Source organism: Halosubterraneus shenae (assembly GCF_050510935.1).
Taxonomy (GTDB): Archaea; Halobacteriota; Halobacteria; order Halobacteriales; family Haloferacaceae; genus JBDGPU01.
Genome location: NZ_JBNLVO010000005.1, coordinates 377183 through 385016, shown reverse-complemented (window position 1 = coordinate 385016; position 7834 = coordinate 377183). Strand labels below are relative to the sequence as shown.

The following is a 7834-nucleotide window of genomic DNA, read 5'->3' as shown; positions in this document are numbered from 1 at the left end:
GCGTTCCGGGCAGTACTGGAGTGCGCGAGCCTCTGGGAGTGCCGGTTCGCCGCCTACCATTCATACTTACATTCATATTCGGTAGTCGGAGGCGTGGCGATTGTCGCGTCTCGCAGTGCGTTTTTATTCCGACGAGCGGCGGCGCTGTCGGCTGGTCGCACGTCGCACGGACGTTAGTTCGTCGCTAGCGACAGCGCAAGTGGAGTCGACGTGACCGCTGTCGTGGTCGATAGTTACGTCGCCTGATCGGGACGAGATCGCCAGTGCCGGTAGCAGGGTAGCGACGGCGTTGGCGGCCGAAACGGACAGCTGCAGCGACCGCGACAGCCATGCCGCGGCAGGGCGGCGCCGGCACGGACGCCCGCGGCGACACCGGTAGCGCTACTCGCACCGGTGGATCGGTAGCTCATGCCGCTCGCCGTTAGCCAGGAATCAGCGTTGATTTTCTCACCAGTATGTTTATGTCATATGGTCTCTGTATGACGGTACAAGATGCAACAGTCCCCCTTCGCGTCGGGCCGGAGCCACCTCCTGCTCGAACCGGACGATCCGACGAGCAGGGTCCAGCAGACTGGCGGCAGCCCAGGGGACCTAATCGCGGTACTGTACGGACAAAGCGCCGACGAGTGGCAACGACGCCAGCGGAACGAGGCAACGACGGATCCACGTCGAGAGGTACTGATCGACGTCGTGGACGTCGCGCGCGGGGCCGCGGCCGCGGGATCGCCGGCGACGCAGATGATCCCCGGCCGCGACATCGCCCTTCGCACCGTAGAGCGTCCGGTCGATCCGACGGACGTCATCGAATCGATCTGCTCGTATCTGGACACCGAGTCGACGAGCGAGGCAACCATCTACGTCGACGACCTCGGCGGCCTCGTAGAGGACGTCGGCGCCGACCGGGCCGTGAAAACGATAGCGTCGGTGACGGACCGTATCCGTGAGGTCGGCGCTCGCGGGGTCTTCGTTCTCGACCCCGAAACGGTACCGTCGGAAACCGTCGACCGCCTGAAGGCCGCCGTCGACGACACCCACGGTGACGAGAACGACAACCCGGACAGGGCTGCTATCGAACGGCTGCGAGAGGAGGAACCGACGAACTTCGGCTACGCACGCGGTCACTGGCGCGAGGCGCGCGCCGGGTTGGAGCGCTGTAACCGAAACTATCCGCAGGCTCGCCAGATCCACGAGGCGATCGACGACCCGGATACGTCGCCGCGGACCCTCGGGGCTGCGCTCAAGGCGCTCGTGACGCTCGGCGTGCTCGACACCTGGTCGGAGACCGTCGCCTCGACGCGATACGACCTGACGGCCTACGACCCGAAGCGGATGGAGAAGGTCGGGGCAGCACTCGACGCCGCGGACGAGTGACGACGACTCGTTCTCGCGACTTACGCCGTCGGATCTTCGAGCGCGGCGTCGACGACGGTTTCGTCCGGCCGAAGCGTCACCGTTCCTAACGACACGGTGTCGCCGGTTTCGTGTTCCTCGGCGATAGTCGACAGGACGGCTTCCTGATTCAGGCGCTCCCAGACGACCTCCTCGACCAGCGATTGAAACGCCTCCGGGTCGGTCCAGCCGGAGTCGACGTCGGAGGGAACGCGCACGACGAACCGCAGCTCGGTGTCGGTGAGGTGGACCCCGACGCCGAAGGTGTCTCCGCTCATAGTCATGCTACTGGACGCATGGGCAAAGGCGCACCGAACCGCTGGCTTCGAGGCGTCGCGGCCGGCGGCGACGACGCTGCCAGCGATGTTGCCGGCGACGTTGCCGGCAGTGGCAACGGACGCCACGGTAGCTCGCTGCTCACACGCCATGCGGGACGCTCCCGAAAGAGGTTAGTCGCCGAGGGCGAAGCACGGAGACGTGACGACGGCTTCTCCGGACGACGCGTCCTCCCCGGTCATCCCACCGTTCGCCGGGCTGTTGCTGGCGGTGATCGCGATCAGCACGGGCGCGATCCTCGTCCGGCTGAGCGAGGCACCGAGCGCCGTCGCCGCCTTCTATCGCGTGCTGTTCACGACGGTCCCGCTGCTCCCGGTCGCAGTCTGGCGATACCGCGAGGATTTCGCGAGGATCACGCGCCGGGACTTCGGATTTGCGACGCTGTCCGGCGTCGCGCTCGCGCTTCACTTCGCGGCGTGGTTCGAGAGCCTCGCCTGGACGAGCGTCGCAGCGAGCGTGACGCTGGTGCAGGCCCAGCCGGTCTTCGTCGCGCTGGGCGCCTGGCTCCTCCTTCGCGAGACGATCACGCCCCGAATGGTCGCGGGCATCGCGGTCGCCGTCGTCGGCATGGTCGGGATGTCCTTCTACGACCTCGCGGGCGGCGTGCTCGTCGGGCCGAACCCACTGCTCGGCAATGCGCTCGCCCTTTTCGGCGCGGTCATGGCCGCGGGCTACGTCCTCGCCGGACGGTCGCTCCGCCAGCGCGTCGCGCTCGTCCCCTACGTCGTCGTGGTGTACGGCGTCTGCACCGTGGCGTTGCTGGCGATCGTGCTGTGGCAAGGAGACCCGCTGACCGGCTACCCGGCCCGCGAGTGGTACGTCTTCGCCGGGCTGGCGCTCGGCCCGGGACTGTTCGGCCACACCGTCATCAACTGGGCGCTCGGCCACCTCGAGTCGAGCGTCGTGTCGGTCTCGCTGCTCGGCGAGCCCGTCGGCGCGACGCTGCTCGCCTTCCTCCTGCTCGCGGAGGTACCGACGGCCGCGACGGTCCTCGGCGGGGTAGTCGTCCTCGCGGGCATCTACCTGACGGCCGCGAGCCGCGCCTGAGCTCCGTGGCTGCCAGCAGTGTCCCTAGTGGAGCTTGAGCTCGACGCGTCGACCGTCGGGGTCACGAACGTAGGCTGCCCAGTCCCGGCCGTACGCCCCGTATCGCTTGTATGGTTCGTCGGCTTCGACAGCGTAGCCGGCCGCTTCGATCTCGTCGAGGAGGGCCTCAATCTCGGCCTCCGTCTCCATCTCGTCGGAGCGAACGAGCAGACAGATGTGCTCGCCGCCGATGTCGAAGGAATCGCGGTCGGCGGCGCGGTCGCCGCCGCCGTCGCCGTCACTTCCGCCGTCGTCCTCGTCGTCCGTCGGCACCAGGTGGAGGTGGCGACCGCCGGCGACGACGGCGACGTAGGGGACTTCCCCGGCCTCGTAGCGGTCGCGGTCGCGGACGGGTAAGCCGAGCAGGTCCCGGTAGAACGCGAGCGATTCCTCCAGGTCGGTGACGCGCAGGGCGACGTGATCGAGGTCGACGACGTCGATGGACATGTCGGTGTGCAACGGCTGAACCCTGATAAAACCGGAGTCGAGATCGGCCCCCGCGAGCCGCAAGACCGTCCCCGGGTCAGCCGTCGGTAGCGTGCCCGGGGCCTCACCGGATCTCGGCGGTCAGTCGCCGCCGACGCCGTCGTCGACGCCGCCGTCGCCCTCGAGCAGTTCCTTCGTGCTCGCGTGTCGCTGCCTGAACATCCCCTCGAAGCCGACCTTGGCGACGGGGCCGACGGCGTCGCCGAGGGCGCCGAACGGGAGGCGGTACTCCACCCTGTCCCGGAGGATCGTCTCGTCGCCGTCGGCGTAGAAGGAGTGGGTGTGCTCCCAGTGCCGGAACGGGCCGTTCTCCATGCTGTCGACGAAGTAGGCGGCCCCGGGCGGCGTCTCGCGGTCGAGGATCCGCGAGGTCCAGCGCTGTCGCGGGCCCACGCCGAACGGCCGGATCGACATCCGGATCGCGGTCCCCTCGACGAGCTCGTCGGGGTCCGGCTGCTCCTCGGGCCCGTGGACGGCCTCGACGCGGAGGTGCAGCCAGTCCGGCGTGAGCTTCTCGAGGCCCTCGATCTCCGCGTGGAACGCCCAGACCGCGTCGAGCGGTGCGGCGATACGTGTCTCGCGGGAGTACGTTGGCATACGTCATGTACGGTCCCCGGCGGCAAAAACCCACCCACGAGTCGATGGAACCGGCCGGCGGATTCCGCCGACGGCGAGGCATCGAAACGTCGAAACGGCGTCGGCCCGTCCACACGGGTAATGGAACGCGGCGAAATCGACGTCGCCGATCTGGCGGGGCCGTTCGACCTGCAATCGACCGTCGAAAGCGGCCAGAGCTACCTGTGGGACCGCACGGACGGGGAGATGTACGAGGCGCCGTACGCGCACGGCGGCGACGCCTGGTACGAGACGGTCGTCCCGCCGATCGAGGGCGTCAGCGACGAGCGCGCGGTCGTCCGCGTGCGCCAGACCGGCGGCGTCGACGACGGCACGCTCGAGTGGGAGTCGACGACCGACGCCGTCCCCCTCCTGACGCACTTGCTCAGGCTCGACGACGACCTCCCCACGATCCTCGGCGACACCTCCGACCTCGCGCTCTTGAACCGGGCGTACGACGAGTACCGGGGCATGCGACTGGTGCGCGACCCGCCGTTCCCCTGCCTGATCTCCTTTATTTGCTCGGCCCAGATGCGCGTCGGCCGGATCCACGGGATGCAAATGCGGTTGGCCGCGGAGTACGGCGACACGCTCGCACTCGACGGCGAGGAGTACGACAGCTTCCCGACCCCTGACCAGCTCGCCGAGCGGACCGAAGCGGAGCTCCGGGACCTCTCGCTCGGCTACCGGGCACCGTACGTCCAGCGGACCGCCGAGATGGTCGCGTCGGGCGAGGCCGACCCGGCTGACGCCAGGGACCTGGCCTACGAGGGCGCCCGCGAGCACCTGACCCAGTTCGTCGGCGTCGGCGACAAGGTGGCGGACTGCGTGCTCCTCTTCTCGCTCGGCTTCCTCGAGGCGGTGCCGCTCGACACCTGGATCCGGACGGCTATCGCCGACTACTACCCGGAGTGTGAGGCCGACGGCTACGCCAGCACCTCGGCGGCCATCCGCGAGCGCTTCGGCGGCGAGTACGCGGGGTATGCCCAGACCTACGTGTTCCACTACCTCCGCTCCGGCGGGGAGTAGGCGCCGCGTGCCGGCCGGTCCCGAACGCTCGCCGTGTGCGAGACGCCGCTTCGTCGCCGCACCGGGGCCGTCGCCCACGGGGGAACCTTCATACTCGTCGGTGCGGTACGTTCTCACACGATGGACTGTCGAGTTGACGTCGAGGCAGCCGTCCCCGTGTACGACGTGGAGACCGTCGACGAGGCCGTTCGCATCGCCATCTCGAAGACCGGCGAGATGCTGAATCCGGACCTCAACTACGTGGAGATCGACACGGGCACGCGGACGTCGCCGAGCGGCGAGGAGCTGGAACCCGCGTTCGTCGCCGCCGACGAGGCTCTCGTCGCACTCGAACTGGAGATGACCGTGTTCAACGTCGACCGCGAGGAACACGCGTCACGCATCGCCCGGAAGGAGATCGGGCAGCGACTCCGGAACATTCCGCTGAAAGTGCTGAACGTGGAGGAGTTCGACCGGGACGCAGCCGAGGAGGAGCTCCCGGAAGCGGCGACCCCGAACGCCGACGGCGACGGCGACGTCGACGGGGAGTAGGTCGCCTCCGGGTCGACGGTCGCGTGGCTGTTGGAAGTTGTACTGGTCTGAGGGAGGTTGTACTGGTCCGAGGAGTGAACGCGTAGCTACGCGGCTACAGCTTCGCGAGGAGTGTTGCAGATTCGAAGGCTCAGTCGGCGGTGGGAGCCAGCGGCTCCGATTCTTCGTCCTTCATCGGGGCCGTGATTCCCTTACTCAGTTTAAAAACAGCAGCTTTGTGGTCGGTTTTCGACTTGTGAATCGATGTCGGCTTTACTCCCATTTCCTCGTATGGTCCGAGTTCGAGGTCGTTGTCCCAGTGTTCACACTGCTTTCGTACTTCTGCGAGGAGGCCGTGTAGGTGAATGAGCTCCTGCTTCTTCATAACCAATCAGTCATAGCGACCGGAGGTTTATATTATTATCTTGAGAGAGGTTACCACGCACTCCTCGCGAGATGGCTCCTACCGGCCAAATCCGGGCCATTCCCGACGGGCCATCAACACTTAACAGCGTCCACGCGTATCCTCCGGCATGGAGTACGACGATCAGCTCGACCGTGCGCTCGAGGAGACGCCCGACATTCAGGGGGAAGAGAGCCGGTTCGAGGTTCCCGATCCCGAGGTCCGGACCGAGGGCCACGCGACCGTCTTCGAGAACTTCCAGGACGTCGTCGACCGGCTCGACCGCGATCCCGACCACCTGCTCCAGTTCCTTCAGGGTGAGTTCGGCACGAGCGCGAGCATCGACGAGAGCGGCCGCGCCCGACTCACCGGTGACTTCCGGGAGGACCGGATCGGCGAGGCCGTCGACGACTACGCGGGCGACTTCGTGATCTGTCCGGAGTGTGGCCTGCCGGACACGAAGCTCGAGACGGAACAGGGCGCCACGGTGATGCGCTGTGAGGCCTGCGGCGCGGTATCGCCGGCAGGCGAGTAACGAACTCGAACCGCAGAATCGACCGCAAAACGCGTTTTTCAACTCGTTCGACCGACGACCGGTCGTGGCGTGACGACGAGTCCGAGAACCGTCTGTCAGCGACGCGTCCGCCCCTACTGGAACTGCCGGACAGCTTCGAGGTCGCGCTCGCTCCGCATGAACTCCTTCAGTTGGCGGGTCGCGTGACAGTCGGGACAGCTGAAGTTCTTGCCCAGATCAGGAAGGTCGGCCGGGTTCTCTTCCCAGTCTTTGGTACACTCGGGACACTGGAGATGAACAAACGCTTCGGGCATACAGGGAACCAACTGCGGCATCCCTAAAAGATGCACCGGCTGTTTCGGGTCGCGTCGACCGCGCGACCGTGACCGCCCGCCGCGGTCAGGCCGGTGCCTCGACGTCGCCGTACTCGTCGCCCAGCAGCTCGCGGTAGCGGTTCCGGATCGTCACCTCGGAGACGTCCGCGACGGCGGCGGCCTGCTTCTGGGTTACCTCCTCACTCGTCAGCAACCCGGCCGCGTACAGCGCGGCGCCGGCGAGCCCGACGGGCGATTTCCCGCTCGTGATGCCCGCGTCCTTCGCCTCGCGGAGGAGGTTGCGGGCGGCGCGCTCGAGCTCGTCCGAGCAGTCGAGCCGCGAGACGAACCGCGGCAGGTAGCTCTCGGGGTCCGCGGGCGCGACCTCGAGCCCCAGCTCCCGGACGACGTAGCGGTACGTCCGGGTCAGCTCGATGCGCTCGACGCGACAGACCCGGGTCACCTCGTCGAGGCTCCGGGGGTTGCCCGCCTGTCGACCGGCCGCGTACAGCGCCGCCGTAGCGACGCCCTCGATGGAGCGGCCCGGCAGCAGGTCCTCGTCCAGCGCGCGGCGGTAGACGACGGAGGCCGTCTCGCGGACGTTCTCCGGCAGCCCGAGCGCGGAGGCCATCCGGTCGATCTCGCCCAGCGCCTGCTTCAGGTTGCGCTCCTTCGCGTCCCGGGTGCGGTAGCGCTCGTTCCAGGTCCGGAGTCGCTGCATCTTCCGTCGCTGGCGACCCGAGAGGGGCGTCCCGTACGCGTCCCTGTCCTGCCAGCCGATGTCCGTCGAGAGCCCCTCGTCGTGCATCAGCTTCGTCGTCGGCGCGCCGACGCGGGACTTCCCGTCCGGGTCCGCGGCGTCGAACGTCCGCCACTCGGGGCCGTGGTCGATCGTCTCCTCGTCGACGACGAGGCCGCACTCGGTACAGGAGGTTTCCCCGCGCGCCTCGTCGGCGTCGAGCCGGCCGTCACACTCCGGGCAGGTCCGCGTTCGCCCGCCGGACGTTGCCGGCTGCTCGATCGATTCGGGCTGTCGGTCCCGGTCGGTGCGTCGGTCGGTGGTTTCGAGTTCGGTCATGGGTATGAATGGCCGCGTTGTTCGGGGTCGGTCCGGGCGAGTCGTCGGTCGTGTCCTGAATAAAAACGCGACGA

11 protein-coding genes are annotated in these 7834 nt (G+C 67.7%); 5 read left to right on the top strand and 6 right to left on the bottom strand.

Annotated features, from left to right (window positions below):
* Positions 1-492: 492 nt before the first annotated feature.
* Positions 493-1371 carry a DUF7504 family protein gene (locus ACQE3M_RS13425; protein WP_430506136.1) on the top strand — a complete coding sequence of 293 codons (879 nt, stop codon included), beginning with the start codon at positions 493-495 and terminating at the stop codon, positions 1369-1371.
* Positions 1372-1391: 20 nt separating this feature from the next.
* Here ACQE3M_RS13425 and ACQE3M_RS13420 read toward each other — a convergent pair whose 3' ends face one another.
* Positions 1392-1667 carry a hypothetical protein gene (locus tag ACQE3M_RS13420; RefSeq protein WP_430506135.1) on the bottom strand — a complete coding sequence of 92 codons (276 nt, stop codon included), beginning with the start codon at positions 1665-1667 and terminating at the stop codon, positions 1392-1394.
* 199 nt (positions 1668-1866) lie between these two features.
* On the opposite strand from ACQE3M_RS13420, the gene ACQE3M_RS13415 reads away from it, so the two are divergent.
* Positions 1867-2772, top strand: coding sequence for a DMT family transporter (locus ACQE3M_RS13415; protein WP_430506134.1), 906 nt, complete (start codon positions 1867-1869; stop codon positions 2770-2772).
* A gap of 24 nt (positions 2773-2796) precedes the next feature.
* On the opposite strand, the gene ACQE3M_RS13410 is transcribed toward ACQE3M_RS13415, so the two are convergent.
* Positions 2797-3258: a VOC family protein gene (locus ACQE3M_RS13410; protein ID WP_430506133.1), complete on the bottom strand. Its 462-nt coding sequence runs from the start codon at positions 3256-3258 to the stop codon at positions 2797-2799.
* Between the two features lie 120 nt (positions 3259-3378).
* Positions 3379-3894 (bottom strand): SRPBCC family protein, encoded by a 516-nt coding sequence (locus ACQE3M_RS13405; protein ID WP_430506132.1) that lies wholly within the window; start codon positions 3892-3894, stop codon positions 3379-3381.
* A 120-nt stretch (positions 3895-4014) separates the two neighbouring features.
* Between ACQE3M_RS13405 and ACQE3M_RS13400 the strand changes: the two genes are divergently transcribed.
* Entirely contained in the window at positions 4015-4941 is a 927-nt protein-coding gene (locus tag ACQE3M_RS13400; protein ID WP_430506131.1) for a DNA-3-methyladenine glycosylase family protein, read from the top strand.
* A 120-nt stretch (positions 4942-5061) separates the two neighbouring features.
* Positions 5062-5472 (top strand): DUF555 domain-containing protein, encoded by a 411-nt coding sequence (locus tag ACQE3M_RS13395; protein ID WP_430506130.1) that lies wholly within the window; start codon positions 5062-5064, stop codon positions 5470-5472.
* 130 nt (positions 5473-5602) lie between these two features.
* Here ACQE3M_RS13395 and ACQE3M_RS13390 read toward each other — a convergent pair whose 3' ends face one another.
* Positions 5603-5836, bottom strand: a complete 234-nt coding sequence (locus ACQE3M_RS13390) for a UPF0058 family protein (protein WP_430506129.1) — start codon at positions 5834-5836, stop codon at positions 5603-5605.
* Between the two features lie 148 nt (positions 5837-5984).
* Here ACQE3M_RS13390 and ACQE3M_RS13385 point away from each other — a divergent pair, with 148 nt between their 5' ends.
* Positions 5985-6389 (top strand): translation initiation factor IF-2 subunit beta, encoded by a 405-nt coding sequence (locus ACQE3M_RS13385; RefSeq protein ID WP_430506128.1) that lies wholly within the window; start codon positions 5985-5987, stop codon positions 6387-6389.
* 113 nt (positions 6390-6502) lie between these two features.
* Here the strand turns inward: ACQE3M_RS13385 and ACQE3M_RS13380 are convergent, their stop codons facing one another.
* Both ACQE3M_RS13380 and ACQE3M_RS13375 read right to left on the bottom strand, forming a co-directional pair.
* On the bottom strand, positions 6503-6682 hold the full coding sequence (locus ACQE3M_RS13380) for a DUF7836 family putative zinc-binding protein (protein WP_430506127.1): 180 nt from the start codon (positions 6680-6682) through the stop codon (positions 6503-6505).
* Positions 6683-6767: 85 nt separating this feature from the next.
* The gene (locus ACQE3M_RS13375; protein ID WP_430506126.1) at positions 6768-7760 is read right to left on the bottom strand and encodes a transcription initiation factor IIB; all 993 of its coding nucleotides are present in this window, start codon (positions 7758-7760) and stop codon (positions 6768-6770) included.
* Positions 7761-7834: the final 74 nt, after the last annotated feature.

Excerpts from the sequence above, each read along its gene's own strand:
- ACQE3M_RS13390 (WP_430506129.1), bottom strand. The coding sequence starts at position 5,836 with ATGAAGAAGCAGGAGCTCATTCACCTACACGGCCTCCTCGCAGAAGTA.
- ACQE3M_RS13375 (WP_430506126.1), bottom strand. The coding sequence starts at position 7,760 with ATGACCGAACTCGAAACCACCGACCGACGCACCGACCGGGACCGACAG.
- ACQE3M_RS13425 (WP_430506136.1), top strand. The coding sequence starts at position 493 with ATGCAACAGTCCCCCTTCGCGTCGGGCCGGAGCCACCTCCTGCTCGAA.
- ACQE3M_RS13400 (WP_430506131.1), top strand. The coding sequence starts at position 4,015 with ATGGAACGCGGCGAAATCGACGTCGCCGATCTGGCGGGGCCGTTCGAC.
- ACQE3M_RS13380 (WP_430506127.1), bottom strand. The coding sequence starts at position 6,682 with ATGCCCGAAGCGTTTGTTCATCTCCAGTGTCCCGAGTGTACCAAAGAC.
- ACQE3M_RS13420 (WP_430506135.1), bottom strand. The coding sequence starts at position 1,667 with ATGAGCGGAGACACCTTCGGCGTCGGGGTCCACCTCACCGACACCGAG.
- ACQE3M_RS13385 (WP_430506128.1), top strand. The coding sequence starts at position 5,985 with ATGGAGTACGACGATCAGCTCGACCGTGCGCTCGAGGAGACGCCCGAC.
- ACQE3M_RS13410 (WP_430506133.1), bottom strand. The coding sequence starts at position 3,258 with ATGTCCATCGACGTCGTCGACCTCGATCACGTCGCCCTGCGCGTCACC.
- ACQE3M_RS13405 (WP_430506132.1), bottom strand. The coding sequence starts at position 3,894 with ATGCCAACGTACTCCCGCGAGACACGTATCGCCGCACCGCTCGACGCG.
- ACQE3M_RS13395 (WP_430506130.1), top strand. The coding sequence starts at position 5,062 with ATGGACTGTCGAGTTGACGTCGAGGCAGCCGTCCCCGTGTACGACGTG.